General features: G+C 56.6%; 16 protein-coding genes. All 16 read left to right on the forward strand.

The window, feature by feature from the left end; genetic code table 11:
- The first annotated feature begins 162 nt into the window (after nt 1-162).
- Complete coding sequence (tssA, locus tag ABVN21_RS23765) at nt 163-1,719, forward strand: type VI secretion system protein TssA (protein ID WP_339552517.1); 1,557 nt, start codon at nt 163-165, stop codon at nt 1,717-1,719.
- Nucleotides 1,720-1,751: 32 nt separating this feature from the next.
- Nucleotides 1,752-2,255 carry a type VI secretion system contractile sheath small subunit gene (tssB, locus tag ABVN21_RS23770; RefSeq protein ID WP_339552518.1) on the forward strand — a complete coding sequence of 168 codons (504 nt, stop codon included), beginning with the start codon at nt 1,752-1,754 and terminating at the stop codon, nt 2,253-2,255.
- A gap of 28 nt (nt 2,256-2,283) precedes the next feature.
- Nucleotides 2,284-3,759, forward strand: coding sequence for a type VI secretion system contractile sheath large subunit (gene tssC, locus ABVN21_RS23775; RefSeq protein WP_339552519.1), 1,476 nt, complete (start codon nt 2,284-2,286; stop codon nt 3,757-3,759).
- Between the two features lie 13 nt (nt 3,760-3,772).
- The gene (gene tssE, locus ABVN21_RS23780) at nt 3,773-4,192 is read left to right on the forward strand and encodes a type VI secretion system baseplate subunit TssE (protein ID WP_339552520.1); all 420 of its coding nucleotides are present in this window, start codon (nt 3,773-3,775) and stop codon (nt 4,190-4,192) included.
- A gap of 6 nt (nt 4,193-4,198) precedes the next feature.
- On the forward strand, nt 4,199-5,986 hold the full coding sequence (tssF, locus tag ABVN21_RS23785) for a type VI secretion system baseplate subunit TssF (protein WP_339552521.1): 1,788 nt from the start codon (nt 4,199-4,201) through the stop codon (nt 5,984-5,986).
- Nucleotides 5,950-6,972 (forward strand): type VI secretion system baseplate subunit TssG, encoded by a 1,023-nt coding sequence (tssG, locus tag ABVN21_RS23790; protein ID WP_339552522.1) that lies wholly within the window; start codon nt 5,950-5,952, stop codon nt 6,970-6,972. Before tssF ends, tssG begins: the two co-directional genes overlap by 37 nt.
- Nucleotides 6,969-9,617 carry a type VI secretion system ATPase TssH gene (gene tssH, locus ABVN21_RS23795; protein ID WP_339552523.1) on the forward strand — a complete coding sequence of 883 codons (2,649 nt, stop codon included), beginning with the start codon at nt 6,969-6,971 and terminating at the stop codon, nt 9,615-9,617. The genes tssG and tssH overlap by 4 nt, the downstream gene beginning before the upstream one ends.
- Nucleotides 9,618-9,627: 10 nt before the next feature.
- Entirely contained in the window at nt 9,628-11,145 is a 1,518-nt protein-coding gene (locus tag ABVN21_RS23800; protein ID WP_339552524.1) for a sigma 54-interacting transcriptional regulator, read from the forward strand.
- A gap of 61 nt (nt 11,146-11,206) precedes the next feature.
- Entirely contained in the window at nt 11,207-11,347 is a 141-nt protein-coding gene (locus tag ABVN21_RS23805; RefSeq protein ID WP_339552525.1) for a type VI secretion protein, read from the forward strand.
- A gap of 17 nt (nt 11,348-11,364) precedes the next feature.
- Nucleotides 11,365-12,561 (forward strand): type VI secretion system-associated FHA domain protein TagH, encoded by a 1,197-nt coding sequence (gene tagH / locus ABVN21_RS23810; protein WP_339552526.1) that lies wholly within the window; start codon nt 11,365-11,367, stop codon nt 12,559-12,561.
- A 5-nt stretch (nt 12,562-12,566) separates the two neighbouring features.
- Nucleotides 12,567-13,067, forward strand: coding sequence for a type VI secretion system lipoprotein TssJ (tssJ, locus tag ABVN21_RS23815; RefSeq protein WP_339552527.1), 501 nt, complete (start codon nt 12,567-12,569; stop codon nt 13,065-13,067).
- A 1-nt stretch (nt 13,068) separates the two neighbouring features.
- On the forward strand, nt 13,069-14,400 hold the full coding sequence (gene tssK / locus ABVN21_RS23820; protein ID WP_339552528.1) for a type VI secretion system baseplate subunit TssK: 1,332 nt from the start codon (nt 13,069-13,071) through the stop codon (nt 14,398-14,400).
- 5 nt (nt 14,401-14,405) lie between these two features.
- Entirely contained in the window at nt 14,406-15,296 is an 891-nt protein-coding gene (gene icmH, locus ABVN21_RS23825) for a type IVB secretion system protein IcmH/DotU (protein ID WP_339552529.1), read from the forward strand.
- Entirely contained in the window at nt 15,296-18,805 is a 3,510-nt protein-coding gene (tssM, locus tag ABVN21_RS23830; RefSeq protein WP_339552530.1) for a type VI secretion system membrane subunit TssM, read from the forward strand. Before icmH ends, tssM begins: the two co-directional genes overlap by 1 nt.
- Nucleotides 18,805-19,530 (forward strand): PP2C family serine/threonine-protein phosphatase, encoded by a 726-nt coding sequence (locus ABVN21_RS23835; RefSeq protein ID WP_339552531.1) that lies wholly within the window; start codon nt 18,805-18,807, stop codon nt 19,528-19,530. Before tssM ends, ABVN21_RS23835 begins: the two co-directional genes overlap by 1 nt.
- Nucleotides 19,530-20,531, forward strand: a complete 1,002-nt coding sequence (locus tag ABVN21_RS23840; RefSeq protein WP_339552532.1) for a serine/threonine-protein kinase — start codon at nt 19,530-19,532, stop codon at nt 20,529-20,531. The genes ABVN21_RS23835 and ABVN21_RS23840 overlap by 1 nt, the downstream gene beginning before the upstream one ends.
- Nucleotides 20,532-20,552 lie beyond the last annotated feature (21 nt).

Below are 20,552 nucleotides of genomic sequence, written 5' to 3' on the forward strand. Positions count from 1 at the left end.
GTACGACAGCGTTTGGCTTTCTGCCTTTATATGTATGCTTTTTCAGAAGCGTCCTACATTTTTCATTATTTATTTTTGTCATGCTTTGTCGCAGCTTCGGCTACAGGTCCGTCGTTATTGAAACTCCAATCGACGAATGCCGTAATTCTTAGAAGGCCATTGATGTCTTACTCAAGCAAACTTTCCACTCATTACCTTGAACTCGCTAAAGCCTCTGTTTCCATAGAGAGTTTTGTGGGCGAGGACGTTCGCTTTTCCGGCGAATACGAGGCGTTGGAAAGCGAGTTGGGCAAAGCTCAATCCATGCATGAACGTGGTCAGGTCGACTGGCTGAAAATCCGTGACAACAGCGAAAACATTCTACGAACCCAGTCCAAGGATTTGCGCGTCGGCGTTTGGATGACCTGGGCGCTCTATCAGCGCGAATCGTTCCAGGGTTTGTTGGCTGGCCTTGGGTTGCTTCATTACCTGTGCGAAAACCATTGGGCCGAGATCTACCCGAAAAAGCCCCGTACCCGTTCCGCGGCCATCAGTTGGTTGGCAACGCGTCTTGAAGGGGTATTGAACGAAAATGTGGCGGTCAAAGAGCAACTGCCATTGTTCCATTGCCTGGTGCATTGCCTGGAACGTCTCGATGCTATTTTCACCGAGCACTTGGGTAGCGATGCACCGTTATTGCTGCCGATTTCCCGTCGATTGAAAACCATGGTGCAACGCGCCATTGATCATCTGCCGGTGCCTGGTGTTGTGGAGTCCGCAGTGGCTCAGGTCAAACAGGTCGCTGCGCAGTTGTTCAACCCTGAGGCACCCATCGACAACGAGAAAGACGCCAGTAAGGCGTTGCGTGCCCAGCAGGACAGTGCACGGTTGCTTTGTGTTTGGTGGCTGAAACAAAAAGCTACGGACCCGCGCGCGTTACGCCTGAATCGTACGATGCTCTGGCTCTCCATCGATACGCTGCCGGAACGCAACGCCGAACAGATCACCACGCTGCGCGGGTTGCCTGCCGATAAGCTCAAGCTCTATCAGGAACGCTTCGATCAGGCCGTGTACGCCGATTTACTGGTGGAGCTTGAAGCCAGTGTGGCCAAGGCGCCGTTCTGGTTCGATGGCCAGCGTATGGTCTGGGAATGTCTTCAAGGCCTGAACGCAGAAATGGCCATGCGCGAGGTGGAAGTCCATTTCGCACTTTTGATTCAGCGGCTGCCTGGCATTCTCGAATTGCGTTTTCATGACGGCACTCCTTTCGCCGACCCGCCCACCCGCTCATGGGTTGATACCCATGTCATGCCACATGTGCGGAGTCCTGATGCACCTCGCCCCGTTGAAATGTCGGGGGCTCTCCCGCCGTGGGAGGTGGCCCTGGAAGAAGTCCAGCCGATTCTGCGCAAGGACGGCCTCAAGGCCGCCGTGCAAATCCTCAAGCTGGGCCTGCAACGTGCCCAAGGCTCACGTGAGCGTTTTTTCTGGCAGTTCGCCCTCGCACGTTTGTGCTTGATGGCCAGGAAATTCGAACTGGCCAAAACCCAACTTGAAACTCTTGACCAGACATTGCAGGACGCTGGACTCCACGCTTGGGAGCCGGACCTCGCGTTGCAAGTACTGCAACTGCTGCACAGTTGCTGCGAGGTGTTACCGCAGAATCATGCGGTACGCGAACGCAAGGAAGAGATTTATCGCAGGCTGTGCCATCTCGATCTCGAATTGGCGCTCGATTAGGCCCCCGGGCCACAACCGCAAGGAGAAAAGCCATGGCCAAAGAAGGCTCGGTAGCCCCCAAGGAACGCATCAATATCACTTTCAAACCCGCCACCGGCGGTGCCCAGGAAGAGATTGAACTGCCATTGAAATTACTGGCTATCGGTGACTACACCCACCGTAAGGACGAACGCAAAGTTGAAGATCGCAAGCCGATCAACATCGACAAGATGACTTTCGACGAAGTGTTGGCCAAACAAGAATTGAAGCTGACCTTGAGCGTCCCGAACCGGCTTCAGGATGTCAGCAGCACTGAAGAGCTGGCGATGAATCTGCGCGTCGACTCGATGAAAGACTTCACCCCGGCCAACCTGGTCGAGCAAGTGCCTGAGTTGAAAAAGTTGATGGAGCTGCGCAACGCACTGGTGGCTCTCAAGGGGCCACTCGGTAACGCCCCTGCGTTCCGCAAAGCCATCGAAGGTGTTCTCGCCGACGACGAGTCCCGCGCTCGCGTGCTGGGAGAGCTCGGTTTGTACGCCGCAGCCCAAGACGCCTGAGTCTCCATCCGCCAAGGAAGCCAACACTATGAGCACGAGTGCAGCGCAGCAAAAAAGTAACGAGAACGGCGAGTACAGCATTCTCGACAGCATCATTGCCGAAACCCGACTAACGCCGGATGACGAAGCGTACGACATCGCCAAACGCGGTGTGTCAGCGTTCATCGAAGAGCTGCTCAAGCCGCAGAACAACGGTGAGCCGGTCAAAAAAGCCTTGGTTGACCGCATGATCGCCGAGATTGATACCAAACTTGGCCTTCAGATGGATGAAATTCTGCACCATCCCGACTTTCAGTCTCTGGAGTCCGCATGGCGTGGTTTGCAGTTGCTGGTCGATCGCACCAACTTCCGCGAAAACATCAAGATCGAAATCCTCAACGTCTCCAAGGAAGACCTGCTGGATGACTTCGAAGACTCGCCGGAAGTGATGCAGGCAGGCTTGTACAAGCACGTTTACACCGCTGAATACGGGCAGTTCGGTGGTCAGCCGGTCGGCGCGATCATCGCTAACTACTTCATGTCGCCGAGCTCACCGGACGTGAAACTGATGCAGTACGTATCCAACGTTGCCTGTATGTCCCACGCGCCGTTCATCGCAGCGGCCGGACCGAATTTTTTCGGCCTGGAAAGCTTCACTGGCCTGCCGGATATCAAAGATCTGAAGGATCATTTTGACGGCCCGCAATTCTCTAAATGGCAGAGCTTCCGTGTATCAGAGGACGCCCGTTATGTTGGCTTGACCGTTCCTCGCTTCCTGCTGCGTAACCCATATCACCCGCAAGAAAACCCGGTGAAATCGTTCATGTACAAGGAAACCGTCGCCAACAGCCATGAGCATTACTTATGGGGCAATACGGCTTTCGCATTCGGCACCAGGCTGACTGACAGCTTCGCAAAATTTCGCTGGTGTCCGAACATCATCGGTCCGCAGAGCGGTGGAGCGGTTGAAGACCTGCCACTGCACCATTTCGAAAGCATGGGCGAAATCGAAACCAAGATTCCTACTGAAGTGCTTGTGTCCGACCGCCGCGAGTATGAACTGGCTGAGGAGGGATTCATCGCCTTGACGATGCGCAAGGGCAGCGATAACGCAGCGTTTTTCTCCGCCAGTTCCGTTCAGAAGCCGAAAAACTTTGGCATCGGCGCCGACGGCAAGGTTGCAGAGCTGAACTACAAACTCGGCACGCAATTGCCGTACATGATGATCGTCAATCGACTGGCCCACTATTTGAAAGTACTGCAGCGCGAGCAGTTGGGTTCGTGGAAAGAGCGCACCGACCTCGAGTTGGAACTCAACAAGTGGATTCGTCAATACGTGGCCGATCAGGAAAACCCGAGTGCCGAAGTCCGTGGTCGTCGGCCATTGCGCTCAGCCCAGATCATTGTCAGCGATGTCGACGGTGAGCCTGGCTGGTATCGCGTCAGCCTGAATGTGCGCCCTCACTTCAAATACATGGGAGCCGACTTCACCTTGTCTCTGGTTGGCAAACTGGACAAAGAGTAGGTGGAGCTGACTCATGACCGGATATGGCAGCCTCTTTGAACGCCTGGGCGGCGACGCGCAAGAGCGTGTCGGCTGGAGCCGTGAGATGTCCGCCACGGCGTCTGTGGCTGCCCATCTTGCCAAGATGCTCAGTACCCGCGCGGGCAGTGTGCAAACATTGCCCGATTACGGGTTACCCGATCTCAATGACATGCGCCTGAGCCTGCACGACTCGTTGAGCCAGGCACGCCTGACCATCGAAAACTTTATCGAGGCTTATGAGCCGCGGCTGAGCAAGGTTCGTGTGTGTTCCAACCCGCGTAACGACGACCCACTGCGCCTTTCTTTCGGTATCGAGGGCCTGCTGACAATTGACGGGATCAAGCGTCAGGTCAGTTTCGCCGCGTACCTGCATGGCAGCGGTCAAGTCGGGGTGAGTTCATGTCAACGGTAAGTTCCCATGTCCTTTAACCATTACTACCAAAGCGAACTGACCGCACTTCGAGAGTTAGGCCGTCGGTTCGCCGAACGTAGTCCGGCCCTGGCGCCTTTCCTGGGGCAGGCTGGCCGGGATCCGGATGTAGAGCGATTGCTTGAAGGTTTCGCTTTCTTGACCGGGCGGTTGCGGCAGAAGCTCGATGACGAACTGCCTGAACTTAGCCATTCGTTGATGCAATTGCTATGGCCCAATTACATGCGGCCGCTACCCGCGTTCAGCATGTTGCAGTTCGCCCCATTGACCCGCTCGGAACCCGCGTCGATGGTCGAGCGCGATACACCAGTGGAGAGTGTTCCGATTGAAGGCGTGCGCTGCCGTTTCCGCACGTGTTACTCAACTGAAGTTTCAGCACTGGATCTTGTCGCACTGAACTATTCGGTCAAGGGCAATGGTTCGCTATTGAGTCTGCGGTTGGGAATGACGGCTGACGGGCATTTTGGCGAGCTGGAACTGAAGCGTTTACGCCTGCACTTTGCCGGCGAGCGATACATCAGTCAGATGCTTTACCTGAGCCTCTTGCGCAACCTGGAAGGCATCGAACTGATTCCGCTGGACAGTGCGGGCAAGCCTGTCAATGGGGCGAATGAGGCTCCGTTGACACTCAAGTTGTCTGGCGATCGCGTGCAACCGGTGGGCTTTGCCGAAGATGAAGCGTTGATGCCGTATCCGCTGAATACCTTCCGTGGTTATCGCTACTTGCAGGAGTACTTTGCGTTTCAGGACAAGTTCCTGTTCGTCGATATCAACGGCCTCGACCTGCTCAAAACCTTGCCCGAGAACAGCCTCAAGGAAATCCGTGGCCTGGAGTTGCGCTTCGATATTAACAAGAGCGGAGTTCAGCGACTGCGTCCGACCCTGGAGAACGTGAAGCTCTTCTGCACACCTATCGTGAATTTGTTCAAGCATGACGCGTTGCCCGTTCGACTCGACGGTAAGCAGGATGAGCACCTGCTGTTACCGGCCCGGTATGACCTGGAAAACTGCGGGGTGTTCTCGGTGGAATCGGTCACAGGTTGGAGGCCGGGTGGCCTGGGTTATCGAAACTATGTGCCATTCGAATCCTTTGAGCACGACCCGAGTTTCGACGTACCTGTCAGCAGTCCCCATTACAGCGTCCGCCAGCGTTCTTCGATGCTGCACGATGGACTCGATACGTACCTGAGCTTCGGTTTTGGTCATGGTGAAGTACAGGAAACCTTGTCGATAGAGCTCACGTGCACCAATCAAAACCTGCCACGCAAGCTAAAACCCGGAGACATCAATCAGGCATGTGAACAGACCCCTGCATATCTGGGCTTTCGCAATATCACGCCGGTCACGTCATGTTTTGCGCCGCCACTGAATCATGACTTCCTCTGGAAGTTGATCAGCAACATGTCGCTTAACTACCTGTCCTTGGCTGACGTCAATGCGTTGAAGGTGATTCTCGAAACCTATGACCTGCCACGTTACTACGATCAACACGCAGAAAAAGTCAGCAAACGGCTACTCGATGGCCTGAAGTCGATCAAGCATCAGCACGTCGACAGATTGCATCGGGGGTTGCCGGTCCGCGGATTGCGCACTGAGCTGACCATCGATCCGCAAGGGTACATCGGTGAGGGTGATCTGTTCGTGTTCGCTTCAGTACTCAACGAGTTTTTCGCGCTTTACGCCAGCCTCAATTCGTACCACGAGTTGCGGGTAATCAGCACACAGGGAGAGGTGTACCAATGGACGCCCCGCATGGGTATGCAGCCCCTGCTTTAAGCGGGCTGAGCCAGGTAATACGTGAGTACTCGCTGTTTCAGGCGGTGCTGCTTGTGGTTGAGCGGCTTAGAGAGGCGCACCCGCTTCTGAGCGAAGAAGATTTGTATGACCAGCTCGAGTTCCAGGCCAATCCAAGTCTCGGATTCCCTGGCTGTGACGTGGACAGAGTGGAGTTTTTTGAAGAGCACGGACAGATGCGCGCGCGGCTGCGATTCAATTTGATTGGCCTGATCGGCTCCAGCTCTCCGTTGCCAGCTTTCTACGGCGAACAGGCTTTGGGTGACAGCGAAGACGGCAACCCGACCCGTAACTTCCTCGACCTGTTCCACCATCGCCTGCAACGGCTGATGTTGCCGATCTGGCGCAAGTACCGCTATCACGCAGGATTTCAGAGTGGTGCCCTGGATCCGTTTTCTATCCAGTTGTTTGCCTTGATCGGTCTCGGGGGCGAAGAGATACGCAAAGCCGGTGAGCTGAACTGGAAGCGTCTGTTGCCGTACCTCGGTTTGCTCAGTTTGCGGGCACACTCGGCTGCGCTGATCGAGGCGGTCTTGCGGTATTACTTCAAGCACGCCGAGCTGACGATTGAGCAGTGCATAGAGCGTCGCGTCGACATTCTCGACGAGCAACACAATCGTTTGGGTCGTGCCAACAGCAGGCTCGGCGAAGACCTTGTGTTGGGCGAGCACGTACGTGATCGCAGCGGCAAGTTTCGGATTCACATCCGCGAACTCAACTGGCAACGCTTTCACGAGTTTCTTCCGATCGGCTTCGGTTATCAGCCGCTGTGCGCGCTGGTGCGATTCACGCTGCGTGACCCTCTCGATTACGACATTCGTTTGACCCTGCGCCATGAAGAAATCCGTGAGCTGTGCATTGGTGAACAGAACGCCTGTCGACTGGGGTGGACCAGTTGGCTTGGCCGTGAACGCGCCGACGGTGTGGTGACCCTGAGTAGCAAAATTCATCAAGGATGTGACCAATGATCAACGTAGACCTGCAACAACTCATCCAGGCGCTCGACGCTGAAACCCGTCGTGACCTGGAAAGTTCTGCCGAACGCTGTGTTGTCCGCGGTGGCAGCAAGGTCCTTGTCGAAGATCTGTTGCTGGCATTGCTGGAGCGACCTGAAGGTCTGCTCGGCCGCGCGTTGCAAGACGCTGAAGTGGATGCGGGTGAACTGGCTGCCACGCTGCATTCGCCGATCGAGCATGGCGCTTCGCGAAATCCGGTGTTCGCTCAGGAGCTGGTGCAGTGGTTGCAGGATGCCTTGCTTGTAGGAAACCTGGAACTGGGTCAAAGCGTGGTTGGGCAAGCGGCGTTGATCCTGGCGCTGCTACGCAATCCGATGCGTTACGCCGGCAGTCATTACCAGCCATTGCTGGGTAAGTTGAATATTGACCGACTGAAAGAATTTGCATTGTCCCGAACAGAGTTTTCGCCCGCGGGCAGTTCTGCTGTCACAGGTGGCACGCTACTGGAGCGCTTCACTCACAACCTTAGTCAGCAAGCTCGTGACGGCACACTAGACCCGGTGTTGTGCCGTGACGATGCGATCCGCCAGATGGTCGACATTCTCGCCTGTCGTCGCAAAAACAACCCAATCGTGGTGGGTGAAGCGGGCGTCGGCAAGACTGCCATCGTTGAAGGCCTCGCCTTGCGCATTGCTGCCGGGGAGGTTCCGCCCGTGTTGCAAGGCGTGGAATTATTATCCCTGGACATGGGGTTGTTGCAGGCCGGTGCCAGCGTCAAGGGAGAGTTCGAGCGGCGCCTTAAAGGCGTAATCGATGAGGTCAAGGCTTCACCGAAACCGATCATTCTGTTCATCGACGAAGCTCATACGCTGATCGGCGCAGGTGGGACTGCTGGCGGATCCGACGCGGCCAACCTGCTCAAGCCGGCTCTGGCCCGTGGCGAGCTGCGAACTATCGCCGCCACCACTTGGACTGAGTACAAACGCTACTTCGAAAAAGACCCTGCCCTGGCCCGGCGTTTTCAACCCGTGCAATTGCACGAGCCCACTGTCAGTGAAGCAGTGACCATCCTTCGTGGCCTGGCTCCTGTGTACGAAAAGAGCCACGGAATCTACCTTCGTGACGACGCTGTGGTAGCGGCCGCCGAACTATCTGCTCGCTACCTTGCAGGTCGTCAGCTACCGGACAAGGCTATCGACGTGCTCGACACCGCATGTGCCCGTGTGCGAATTAGCCTGGCAGCTGCCCCGCAGAGCCTGGAAAATTTGCGCGGTGAACTGGTTGAGGGTGAACGGCAGCGCCAGGCCCTGTGTCGTGACGCCGATGCCGGGTTGCAGATTGACCACGTGGCAATTGAGTCCCTGAAAGCACGCCTGCGTGACGCTGAAGAGGAGCGGGCGGTCCTGGATGCGCAGTGGACTGAGCAAATGGTCCTGGCCAAACGCCTGCTGGATTTGCGGGAGCAATTGGCCCACGCCCGGGCTGTCGTTGAAACGAACGCCGACGTTGAAGTGGATCTGGATGACACCGCGATCGATAGCGTCGATGGGCGAGTTGGCAAAGCCCAGCGCGTGGAAATCCTGCAGACCTCTCTTGACGAAACTCACCGCGCCTTGGTCGAAGCTCAAGTCAATGAACGCCTGGTGAGCTTCGAAGTGTGTCCGCGGCTAGTGGCTGAAGTGATCAGCGCCTGGACCGGGGTGCCATTGACGCAACTGGCCCGAGAGCACAATGCCCGGGTGGCCAGTTTTGCCACCGACCTGCGCCATCGCATTCGCGGTCAAGAGCAAGCCATCCAGGCGCTGGATCGTTCGATGCGTGCAACCGCAGCGGGCCTGAACAAGCCCGATGCGCCAGTGGGCGTTTTTTTGCTCGTTGGCCCAAGTGGCGTTGGCAAGACTGAAACCGCACTGGCGCTCGCAGACTTGCTCTACGGCGGTGATCGTTTCATCACCACCATCAACATGTCCGAGTTTCAGGAACGACATACCGTTTCGCGCCTGATCGGTGCGCCCCCCGGTTACATCGGGTACGGCGAGGGGGGCATGCTCACCGAGGCCGTGCGCCAGAAACCGTATTCGGTCGTGCTGCTTGATGAAGTCGAGAAGGCCGACCCGGACGTGCTCAACCTGTTCTATCAGATTTTCGACAAGGGCGTGGTCAACGACGGAGAAGGGCGCCAGATCGATTTTCGCAACACGCTCATCCTGATGACTTCCAATCTGGGGAGCGACCGGATCAGTGAGCTTTGCGAAAACGCGGTGCGACCCTCCGCGCAAGCACTGGAAGAGTCTATCCGCCCGATACTCAGTCAGCACTTCAAACCGGCTTTGCTGGCGCGAATGCGCGTAGTGCCTTATTACCCGGTCAGCGGAGTTGTCTTGCGCGAGCTGATTGAAGTCAAGCTCGGGCTTCTGAGCAAGCGCCTGTCCCGTCGCCAGCTCGACTTTACTTACTGTCAGAGCCTCGTCGAGCACTTGGCCGCGCGTTGCGCCCAGAGCGAAAACGGTGCTCGACTGATCGATCATCTCCTTGAATTGCACGTGCTGCCGCGGGTGGCCGACCGCTTGCTCGAGGCGATGGCAACCGGGCATACCCTCAAGCGTGCCCACGCAACGTTGGACTCCGATGCCTGTGTTGTCTGTGAGTTCGCCTGAGATGGGAGTGATGCTTACTCAAGTGCCCCAACCACTGGCCTATGCCGAAGCTTTGCTGGCGCAGTTCGCTGGACTGTCTCAGGCGTCGGATGGTGCTGCGCTGCTAGGGGAATTCGTAGGTGGTGTGGCGCGACTTAGTGGGTGCGAGCTGACGCAGTTGTACCTGATGGACGGAACCCGCTCTTGCCTCCGCCTGAACGCCGAGTGTCTGAACGGCATCCTGCAGCCTCGGGATCCTGAAAATTTGCCGACGGATTACAAGGCAGAACAACTGCTTCAGTTCGCCTTTTACGAGAACCGGGTGGTGTGTCTCAGCGGATTAAGTGGCAGCCTGCACGAGACTGGTTTTTTGCCACCTCAGACCACACCTTGGCAATCGCTGCTGTGTGTGCCGTTGGTCAATCAGCGAAGGAGCGTCGAGGGTTTAATACTCTGCGCCAGTCGCCGCCATAGCGATTTGCAGGGATTTGCCGATTCACTCGGCCAACTGGGTTCGTTCGTGCTTGGGCAGCTCCGTCTGCTGCAACGAGCGTGTCAGCCGACCGGCGATGCACAACCTGTTCCTGTCAGCGTACCGAATGCCAGCGCTTATGGTCTGATCGGCAAAAGTGCAGCCATGCGCCAGACCTATTCGCTGATCAGTAAGGTTCTGCACACCTCCTACACAGTGTTGTTACGCGGTGAGACTGGGACTGGCAAGGAAGTGGTCGCGCAGGCGATTCACGACGGCAGTCCACGGCGTTCTCAGGCGTTTATCGTACAGAACTGCGCGGCGTTCGCCGAAAGCCTTCTGGAAAGTGAATTGTTCGGCTATCGAAAAGGTGCCTTCACCGGTGCCGATCGCGATCGAGTGGGCTTATTCGATGCGGCCAACGGCGGCACCCTGTTTCTTGATGAAATCGGCGATATGCCGTTGTCGCTCCAAGCCAAACTGCTGCGGGTATTGCAGGAGGGCGAGGTCCGACCGCTGGGTTGCAACGACACCCATAAAATCGACGTACGCATTATTGCGGCTACGCATCGCGATTTGGCGTTACTTGTCAGAGAGGGCAGGTTCCGCGAAGACCTGTATTACCGTCTCGCGCAGTTTCCGATTGAACTGCCGGCTCTGCGTCAACGCGAGGGCGACATACTCGATCTCGCTCGGCATTTCTCTGACAAGGCCTGTGCATTACTTCAACGGGATGCAGTGCGCTGGTCCGATGCCGCACTGAGTCAACTGGCTTGCTATGCCTTTCCCGGCAATGTGCGTGAACTCAAAGGGCTGGTTGAGCGCGCGGTGTTGCTGTGCGAGGGCGGCGAATTGTTGGCCGGGCACTTCTCTCTCCCCACGGACGCCATTGCTAAAGACAGCAGCCTTCACCTGCGCGAACGCCTGGAGCGGGTCGAGCGCAGTCTGGTCCTCGAATGTCTGCGTAAAAACAACGGTAATCAGACACTCGCGGCCCGTGAACTCGGGCTTCCGCGTCGCACACTGTTGTATCGCCTCGGGCGCCTGAATATCAGCTCTGGTGATCTCGTTGGCTAGCCTCGGATCCCAGAAAACTGTCGAGACCGACTTCATTCACTTTTTTCCTCAGGAGCCTGGAATGCCTGTTCGTCACTGGCAAGCCGTCTTGCTGACCGTCATCGTTTTGTACGGCGTTGGCGGTTGCGGCGGCAACTACAAATTCAACGACAACACTTATCGCCCATTGGGTGATCCGCAGGCGGTCTATCGCGGCAAGTGACCGCAAGGAGCAGCAACATGGAACTGGTTTTCGAAATGCTGAGCAGCAAGCAGTTCGTGCCGACAGATTTGTGCCACAAGACCTTCACGCAGGCAGGCGGCGTGATCGGTCGTGGCGAGGATTGCGACTGGATTATTCCTGACCGCAAGCGGCATCTTTCCAGCCATCACGCGACAGTCAGCTTCCACAATGGCGCGTTTCTTCTGACGGATACCAGCAGCAACGGTATCCAGGATGGTGTAAGCGGTGGCCACCTGATCAAGGGTGAGGCGGTACGTATCGAGACGGGCAGTTTTTACTTGCTGGGTGATTTCGAGATCCGGGCACGACTGAGTTATGACTCACCACGAGCCAACATCGAATCCCCTGGTTCACGAACGCCATTTAACGTCATTCCCGACGATGTCTTTCTCGACCTCGATCCTTTGAAGTTGCTGGAACAACAAGAGCTGATGCATCGCGAGGTCGACGAATTGTCCGCGCTCGACACACCTTATCAGGAGCCCATGCAACGTGCCGACTTCGCACGTATCGACATGGAAAACCTGAGGGTCCCGGTTCTGATCGATGTCCCGCCTGACCCTGCGCCAATCACGACGCCAGAAGTTGGCGAAGGCCAGAATGAAGATTTCTGGGAGCACTTTGGTGCCGCATTGGGAGTAGACCTCAAGGGCCTTGATCGTGCCTCCCGTGAAGCATTGGCGCTGAATGCTGCCGGTATGCTCAAGCAGAGCATCAGCGGTTTGCAGCAGAGTCTGCGTACCCGAAACGAGCTGAAAAACGACCTGCGTTTAGCCCAGTCGACCGTGCAAGGCTTCCAGACGAATCCATTCAGATTTGCCGTCGATGCGGGCGAAGCGTTGGAGCTGCTTTTGCTGACAAACAAGTCGGGTCAGATATCCGCGGATCAAGTGATCCCACGCGCGTTCCGTGATTTGCAGGCGCATCAAGTCGCCTCGCTCACGGCCAGCCGCGCAGCAGTTCGAGGGGCCTTGGAACACTTTTCGCCGCAACAGCTGACGCTGCGTTTTGAGCGCGATAGCAAGTCGCTGTTCGCCACTTCCGGCAGCCGTTGGCGGGCTTTCAGCCGGTATCACCAGGCGCTGCTTCAGGATGACGATTGGAGCGAACGTTTGCTGACACGTGACTTCGCCCAGGCTTACGAAGAGCAGATTCGCCTGATTTCGATCCTCCATGCCGACTACCCAGGATGATGCATATGTCTCGCTGCCCGACCGTTTTTTTCAAAGCGTTGACTGTGCTCTTGGTGATGGTTTCATTGGCCGGCTGCTTTTCGTTGTCGCCCTATTCCAGCGTGACCAAGCTCAATCTGCAGCTGACAGCCAGTGACCAACTGAACCCGGATCTCAACGGACGCCCGTCGCCGATCGTTGTTCGCCTGTTTGAGCTCAGGCACCCGGTTGCTTTCGAAAATGCTGATTTTTTCAGCCTCTACGAACGCGCCAAGGAATCCCTGGCCCCGGACCTGGTGACTAGCGAGGAGCTGGACCTGCGCCCCGGTGAAACCGTGAGTCTCAAGCTCAGCGTGAAGAAAGGAAGCCGCTACGTCGGCATTCTCGCCGCTTACCGCGACCTGCCGGAAACCCGATGGCGCTACACCGTGCCCATCACGCCGGCGGGTATTACCAGCGTCGACCTGACACTCGATCAGGCCGGTATACGCAACAATCATGAAACGTTAGCCAGGGCGGATGACTGACATGAGCACTCATAAAGTCATTTGGCAGGAAGGCATGTTGCTGCGTCCCCAGCACTTCCAGCACAACGATCGATACCACGACCATCAACTGAAGGTTCGTACGCAATTGCTGGGCAGCTACACATGGGGCTTCTTGAGCCTGGAAGTCGATTCGCAGTTCCTTAACATGGGCAAACTGGTGATCAGCCAGGCGTCGGGAGTTCTGCCCGATGGCAGCTTCTTCGAGATCGGGGGCAGTACCAAGCCGCTGGCGCTGGATGTGCCTGCCAATACCGGTAATACACCGGTTTATCTGGCTCTGCCGCTTGTGACTGGCAATCATGTCGAGTCCCGTCGTCCGGAGCAGGGTGACGTACTGGCGCGTTACATCGCTTATGAAATGGAAGTTGCGGACTCCAGCGCAGGTGACAGCTCTGCCAGCCAAATCAGCTGCGCCCGCCCGGACTTCCGCTTGCTGCTTGGCGAACAGCAAAGCGATCAGGTCTATGTAAAGCTGAAAATCTGCGAAGTCCTCGCCACCACGCCCGATGGCGTGATCAGCCTCGACCCGGATTTCGTTCCGACTTACCTTCAGGCGCATTCATCCAACTATCTGCTTTCGTGCCTGAAAGAAGTGATCAGCATGCTCGGTCATCGGGGCGACACCATCGCCGAGCGGATTCGCTCCAATGGCAAAGTGGGGGGCGCGGAAGTCGGTGATTTCATGATGCTGCAATTGATTAACCGCACCGAGTTGCTATTGCGGCATTACCTCAATCTGGAGCAGGTTCACCCGCAAGCGCTGTACTGCACGTTACTGACCCTGCTTGGCGAGCTGGCGACTTTCTCCAGTGACAGCAAGCGTCCGCGTCTGGATAGTCGCTATGAGCACAGCGACCAGGGCGCAAGCTTTCGCAAGCTGATGGAAGCGATTCGCCAGGTGCTGTCGATGGTGCTCGAACAGCATGCGGTCGAACTGGTAATGCAGGCGCGTCAGTACGGGATCATCGTTTCGCCTTTACAGGATCATAATTTGTTGGGTTCGGCCTCGTTCGTGCTGGCAGCAAGTGCCAACTGCGATGGCGAAGAACTGCGCCATCGGTTGCCGGCCCACCTCAAGGTCGGCCCGGTCGAAAGCATTCGTCAACTGGTCAACCTCCATCTGCCTGGAATCAAGATCAAGCCATTGGCAGTCGCGCCGCGGCAAATCGCTTTCCATGCCAACAAAACCTATTTCATCCTCGAGTTGAGTTCCGACGACCTGGCACAGCTCCAGCGCTCAGGTGGTTTCGCGTTCCACGTTTCCGGTGAGTTTGCCGAGCTCGAACTTAATTTTTGGGCTATCAGGAACTGACCGACATGATCAAGGACATGGAATTTTGCCAGGACGACAAAACCGTCCTGCTCGACCGTCAGGGACACGGCCCGGCACAGGGGCCATTGACGGACTCTGCCGCGCCGCCGCGTTTCGAACAGCTGGAAGAACGCATGGTTTACTCGGCTCAGCGGGGCCCGGCAGCAAGTTTCAGTATCAGTCTCAATCCACTGGTCGCGGCAGCGTCCTGCCTGCTATCAGAAGTGGTGCGGCTCAAGCGGAACGCCGTCAGCGAAGACTTGCCGAGCCTTAACAAGCGATTGAGCCTCGCAGTGGAAAATTTCTCGATAAGTGCGCAGCACAACAGTGTTGAGGCCAGCCATTTGTCCACAGCACGTTATGTACTGTGCACGGTGGTGGACGAAGCGGTGGTGACCACTGCTTGGGGCAAAGAAAGTGAATGGTCCCAGATGAGCCTTTTGAGCAAGTTTCACAATGAAACGTCGGGGGGCGAAAAGTTTTTCCATCTACTGGTGAGTCTGTCGAAGAATCCCGTCAAGCACCTGCTAATTCTGGAGCTGATGTACTTGTGTTTGTCGCTGGGTTTCGAGGGCAAATATCGCATTCAGTCGCGCGGTCTTATGGAGCTCGAGGAGCTTCGCGATGCCCTTTATCGGCAGATTCGCCATCTGCGCCCGGACGTACCGCGTGAACTCTCAACTCACTTGCAGGGCATTCGCGACCAGAGAAAAGACTGGGTGCGAATTGTTCCGTGGTGGACGGTAGTGGTGATTACAGCGGTGTGTATGGCAGTGATGTATTCGGGCTTTGCCTGGGTGTTGAGTGAGCAGCGCACCACTGTCTTGCAGCCCTTTCAACAGCTTGATCAGGCAGCGCTTGAGCTGCAGTCGCAACGGCTAAACAGGGGCGCCTGATGAAAAAGTACTTCAAACAAACCGGCGCGTTGCTGCGCAAGACATGGCTCTGGACACTGTTGTTGGTGTTGTTCGTGGCGCTGTTGATATGGTGCGTCGGCCCGCTCTTGGCAGTGGATGACTACAAGTTCTGGGAAAGTCCGACCTCACGTCTGCTGAGCATCAGTGTGATGTTCCTGATCTGGGGGCTGATCATGGTTTTCGTGAGCTGGCGCACAGGCTTAAGCAAGCAAGTGCTGGAAGGCACAGAAGATGGACAGGCCCGGCTAATCCGTGAAAAGAAAATCCACGAAGAACGTAAGGAGCTGAGGCTCCGTTTCAAAGACGCCCTAAATACCCTCAAGACTTCAAGCCTTTATCCCCATCGCAGTGAGCAGTGGCGCAGTGAATTGCCGTGGTACCTGGTCATTGGCCCCCAGGGTAGCGGTAAAACTAGCCTTCTGGATTTGTCCGGCCTTGAGTTTCCGCTCAACATAATTGACCGAAAACCGAGCCCGATACCGGAGGCTACCCAATACTGCGATTGGTATTTTGCCGAGCACGGTGTGCTGATCGATACGGCCGGTCGCTACCTGACCCAATTGGATACCGACGTCGACGCGAGTGGCTGGAATACGGTGCTGGATCTGCTGCACAAGCGACGGCGTAACCGTCCACTCAATGGCGTGTTGGTCACCTTGCCTGTCCAAACGCTGCTCACCAACGATCAAGATGCGTTAAGCACCCTGGCGCTTCAGGTGCGTGCACGCCTGCACGAGATACAGCAAAAGTTGCATGTCGACCTGCCGGTTTATTTCGTATTAACCAAAATGGATGAACAGCCTGGTTTTGACGAGTTTTTCGATCAATTGACTCGCGACGAGCGTGATCAGGTGTTTGGCGCGTGCGTTGGTGAAGTGTTGCGCAAGGTTGATACGGCTGTGGTTCGCGCTGAATTCGAAACACTGCTCCGTCGCCTCAACAGTCAGGTCATCCTGCGTATGCATCAGGAGCGTGACCCACGGTGCCGGGGTCGTATCCTCGACTTCCCGCATCAACTCGGGTTGATCGGCGAAGGCCTGTGCCAATTCATCGAAGCAGCCTTCATCGGCAATCGTTACCAACGCGTGAGCCAATTGCGTGGCTTCTACTTCACCAGCGCTGCTCACTTGAGCAAACCGCTGGATACGAGCACGGATGCCGGCAGCGGCGTGAAGAGCGGAGTGTCGTCTAACCGGGGCGCTGTTCACTCACGCTTCATAAACCATATATTCAACCGGATCATTTTTCCCGAGGCTGATCTTGCCGGTCTGGATAAACGTGAGCGCAGCCGCATCCATTGGGGGCAGCGTGCGTTGTATATGGGGGCATTGGCAGCACTGAGCCTTTGCGGATTGTTGTGGGCAACCAGCTTTTCGGCCAATCATGAACGACTGGAAAACTTACGATCCTTGGCTCTTGCCTGGACTCAACAGCGCTCGGCCCTGACTGCTCAGGATGATTTGCCAACGGCGCTTCAAGCACTCGACAACAGCTACGCAGCAACTCAGGTCTTCCCTGGAAAAGGTGATGTTTCCTACCGCGAACGCAGTGGGCTGTATCAGGGTGACGCTGCCAGTCCCGTTATCAGGAACGCTTACCAGCAAGAGCTTGAAAAACACCTGTTGCCGCGGATTGCAGCGCTGTTGGAAGGGCAGATTCGCACCCACATGAAAGACCGTGAGCGCCTGCTCGGGAGCCTGCGTGCGTATCTGATGTTGAGCATCAAGGATCGCCGTGATTCGGCATGGCTGAAGGAGTGGGTCACCACTGACGTGTCCCTGCGTTATGCCGGCAATACGCCTGTGCAAAATAGCCTGAATGCACACTTCGAGCGCTTATTGACGCAATCATTCAGTTACCCGCTCAATGATCAACTGGTGGCGCAGGCGCGTCAGTCACTGCGCAGCGAAACGTTGGCCAACGTGGTTTACCGGATGTTGCGCGATCAGGCTCGAACTCTCCCGGAGTACCGGTTGAGCCAACATTTGGGAACGCAGGGCTCACTGTTTGTCGGCACCGACTACGTAATTCCAGGGTTTTACACCAGGCAGGGCTATCAGCAATATTTTTCACTCCAGGGTACTGCGCTGGTCACCGAAATTCTGCGTGACAATTGGGTATTGGGTGAAGGTTCGGACATCAGCGGCATGGATTTGCGTCGCTTGAAGGTTGAACTTGAGCAATTGTATTTCCGCGACTACGCCAACCTCTGGGGCGATGCAATTGGTCGAGTTGCACTGCAACCGATCAACAATGCCGGTGAAGGCACCGAACAACTGGCTGGCTTGATCTCTGCCCATTCACCCTTGCTGCAATTGTTAGCGCAAGTGCGTGAAAACACCCGGTTCCCGACGATCGCAGAGAGTGTGGATGACGTGGCGGTCGTCGTCCAACAGCGCGTAGAGCCGGGCGGCAAGCTCGCCGCGGTCGCCGCCCAAAAGGCTTCGGGCGCGCTGGCCAAAAATCTACCGGACACGGCAAAAAATGCCCTGCAACGCCGCTTCGAGCCATTGCATCGCCTGCTCGACGACAGCAACGGTCCGGCTGCTGACCTGACGCCGACGCTGCAAGCGCTCAACGATCTACAGCTGCAACTCGCGAGCCTCGCCCGTGCCAGCGCACCGGATCAGGCGGCATTCGACATGGCCAAGGCCCGCATGGGTAGCCAGCGTGATGCCCTTTCTCATCTGCGTACGGCGTCCGGGCGCTTGCCGCGTCCGGTGGGTGCCTGGTTCAACGCGCTGGCCGAAGATACATGGCGCCTGGTGCTCAACGATGCTTACCAGTTTCTCAACCAGCGTTATCAGCACGAGCTTTATAGCTTCTACGGCAAAGCCATCAGCAATCGGTATCCGTTCAGTGCACACAGCGCCAGCGATGTGGCGATCAACGACTTCCGCGAGTTCTTCAAAACCCATGGTGTCGTAGACCGGTTCTTCGACAATTACATGCGTCCATTTGTCAGCGGCGGCCCGGGTAACTACCGGTTACGCAATATCGATGGGTTGAGCTTGCCCCTGTCCAGGGTGTATCTCGATCAGATGGCTAAGGCGCACGTCATTCGCCAAAGCTTTTTCGCCGAAAGTCCCGATGAGCCGCAGGTGCAGTTCAAGTTGGAGCCGTACACCCTCGACTCGATGGTCAGCCGTTCCGAGTTCCGCTTTGGCGACAAAACCATGGAGTACCGTCACGGTCCGATCGTGGCGGCTTCCTTCAAGTGGCCTGCCGATGCGGAGGGCGGACGAACGAGCCTGGTGCTCGACAAAATGGTTGGCCGCCCGATCGGTATCGAGAAAAACAGCGGTCCATGGTCGCTGTTCCGATTGCTCGATCTGATGCAAACCGAGTATCTGTCCGGCCGTGATGTATTGATGTTCAAAGCGGATCTGGGTGGGTTACGAGCCAACTACCTGCTGACGAGCCAACGCACGCCGAACCCGTTTGACGTTGGCGTGCTACGCACGTTCCGAATGCCGGTCCAGCTGTGATGCCGAATGAAGGTCCTTGGCATAGCGCTGCGCATACTGATCCGGGCAAGGTTCGGGAACGTAATGAAGATGCTTTCCTGGATTGCCCACAAATGGGCTTCTGGGTCGTCGCTGACGGTTTGGGTGGCCACCAGAGTGGCGACATCGCCAGCCAGTTGATCGTGGCCAGTCTTGCGGATTTGCCCCCACTCGACGACTTCGACGATCGACTCAAAAGCGTGCGCCATTGCCTGCACTGGCTGAACCGGCGTTTGAGTCAGGAACTGACCATCATTGCGGAACGCCGCGACGCCATCATCGGCAGCACTGTGGTGGCGTTACTGGTCGATGGCAGTCGCGCTGCGTGTGTCTGGGCCGGCGACAGTCGTTGTTATTTGTGGCGTGGGCAGCGCTTGTATCAGTTGACTAAAGACCATTCGTTGATGCAACAGCTGATTGATGAACAGCAGATGAGCATCAGTGAGGCTCGCGCGCATCCTCAGGCTCATGCATTGACCCGGGCAGTGGGGGCCAGTGAGCAACTGACCCTCGAAGTACTGGAGATGGAGGTACATCCCGGTGATGCATTTTTGCTGTGCAGCGATGGGTTGTACCAAAGCCTGAGCAGCAACTTACTGGGCAGTGCTTTGAGCCTGAATGAACCGAGCGAGGCGCTGGCGCGTTTATTCGATGATGCTTTGTGCGGTCCTGCACGGGACAACCTGACCGGCGTGGTCATCCGCTGATGATTGAGCTTGCGCCAGTGTCTGAATCCCTGCCAAACAGTAAGGAGGAGGCCAGCCTGACCTTTTTCGCCTTCGCCAAACCCGCTCAAACACCGCGTGTTGCAACTCCGACGCACCTGCGCACTGGCGACTTGCCGAAGGTATTGGGTGGGCGTTACCGCATCGAACGTTTGCTTGGCGCTGGCGGCATGGGGGTGGTATATCGCGCTCGGGATTTGCTGCACGAGCAGTTTGGAGATCCGGAACCTAAAATCGCGCTGAAAGTCCTCGGTGAAGATTTTGCCGATTCACCAGACGCCAGTGCATTGCTCTATAGCGAGTTTGCCCTGACCCGGCGACTGCATCACCCAAATGTGCTGCGCTCGCACAGCTTCGAAGTGGACACTCAGTGCCAGCGGGCTTTTTTCACCATGGAACTGATGCGTGGCCTGACTCTGGATAAATTGCTCTGCGAACACCCTTTGGGGTTACCGTGGCCGGACCTGCGTGATATCGCACTTGGGTTGCTCGATGCCCTGGCCTACTCCCACAGTCGCGGCGTTCTCCACGGCGACTTGAAACCGAGCAACGTGATGCTCGGCGAAGAAGGCGTAAAGCTGTTCGATTTCGGTTTGGGCCAGGCTGAGAAGGGCGTCCTGCCAGGCCTGCCGCAACTGAGCCGTAGTCGCTTCAGTGCCTGGACTCCGGGCTATGCTGCGCCGGAACTGTTGTGTGGTGAACCACTAACCAGCAGGGCTGATGTCTTCTCCGTTGCTTGTGTGATCTATGAACTGGCCAGTGGAAAAAATCCCATGCGCCGTCTGTCATCAACTCAGGCCGTCAATGAATGCCTTGAGCTTGAACTACAAGCGCCCGTTAATCTGCCCAAACACGTCTGGCAAGCTTTGCGAACGGCATTGGCTTTCGATCCGGCCGCTAGACATCTCTCAGCTTGCCATCTGCGTGACATCTTGGGAGGCCCTTCCTCTTGGTGGCGGCAGGTGTTTTATCGACGCTCTTAGAGGTCTGGTTCGTCAATGACT

The organism is Pseudomonas sp. MYb327 (assembly GCF_040438925.1).
GTDB lineage: Bacteria > Pseudomonadota > Gammaproteobacteria > Pseudomonadales > Pseudomonadaceae > Aquipseudomonas.

Bases quoted from the DNA above. Each gene is read 5' to 3' on its own strand.
- ABVN21_RS23805 (WP_339552525.1), top strand. From the start codon at position 11,207: ATGCCTGTTCGTCACTGGCAAGCCGTCTTGCTGACCGTCATCGTTTTG.
- tssB (WP_339552518.1), top strand. From the start codon at position 1,752: ATGGCCAAAGAAGGCTCGGTAGCCCCCAAGGAACGCATCAATATCACT.
- ABVN21_RS23800 (WP_339552524.1), top strand. From the start codon at position 9,628: ATGCTTACTCAAGTGCCCCAACCACTGGCCTATGCCGAAGCTTTGCTG.
- ABVN21_RS23835 (WP_339552531.1), top strand. From the start codon at position 18,805: ATGCCGAATGAAGGTCCTTGGCATAGCGCTGCGCATACTGATCCGGGC.
- tagH (WP_339552526.1), top strand. From the start codon at position 11,365: ATGGAACTGGTTTTCGAAATGCTGAGCAGCAAGCAGTTCGTGCCGACA.
- tssF (WP_339552521.1), top strand. From the start codon at position 4,199: ATGTCCTTTAACCATTACTACCAAAGCGAACTGACCGCACTTCGAGAG.
- tssA (WP_339552517.1), top strand. From the start codon at position 163: ATGTCTTACTCAAGCAAACTTTCCACTCATTACCTTGAACTCGCTAAA.
- icmH (WP_339552529.1), top strand. From the start codon at position 14,406: ATGATCAAGGACATGGAATTTTGCCAGGACGACAAAACCGTCCTGCTC.
- tssK (WP_339552528.1), top strand. From the start codon at position 13,069: ATGAGCACTCATAAAGTCATTTGGCAGGAAGGCATGTTGCTGCGTCCC.
- tssJ (WP_339552527.1), top strand. From the start codon at position 12,567: ATGTCTCGCTGCCCGACCGTTTTTTTCAAAGCGTTGACTGTGCTCTTG.
- tssH (WP_339552523.1), top strand. From the start codon at position 6,969: ATGATCAACGTAGACCTGCAACAACTCATCCAGGCGCTCGACGCTGAA.
- tssM (WP_339552530.1), top strand. From the start codon at position 15,296: ATGAAAAAGTACTTCAAACAAACCGGCGCGTTGCTGCGCAAGACATGG.
- tssG (WP_339552522.1), top strand. From the start codon at position 5,950: ATGGACGCCCCGCATGGGTATGCAGCCCCTGCTTTAAGCGGGCTGAGC.
- tssC (WP_339552519.1), top strand. From the start codon at position 2,284: ATGAGCACGAGTGCAGCGCAGCAAAAAAGTAACGAGAACGGCGAGTAC.
- ABVN21_RS23840 (WP_339552532.1), top strand. From the start codon at position 19,530: ATGATTGAGCTTGCGCCAGTGTCTGAATCCCTGCCAAACAGTAAGGAG.
- tssE (WP_339552520.1), top strand. From the start codon at position 3,773: ATGACCGGATATGGCAGCCTCTTTGAACGCCTGGGCGGCGACGCGCAA.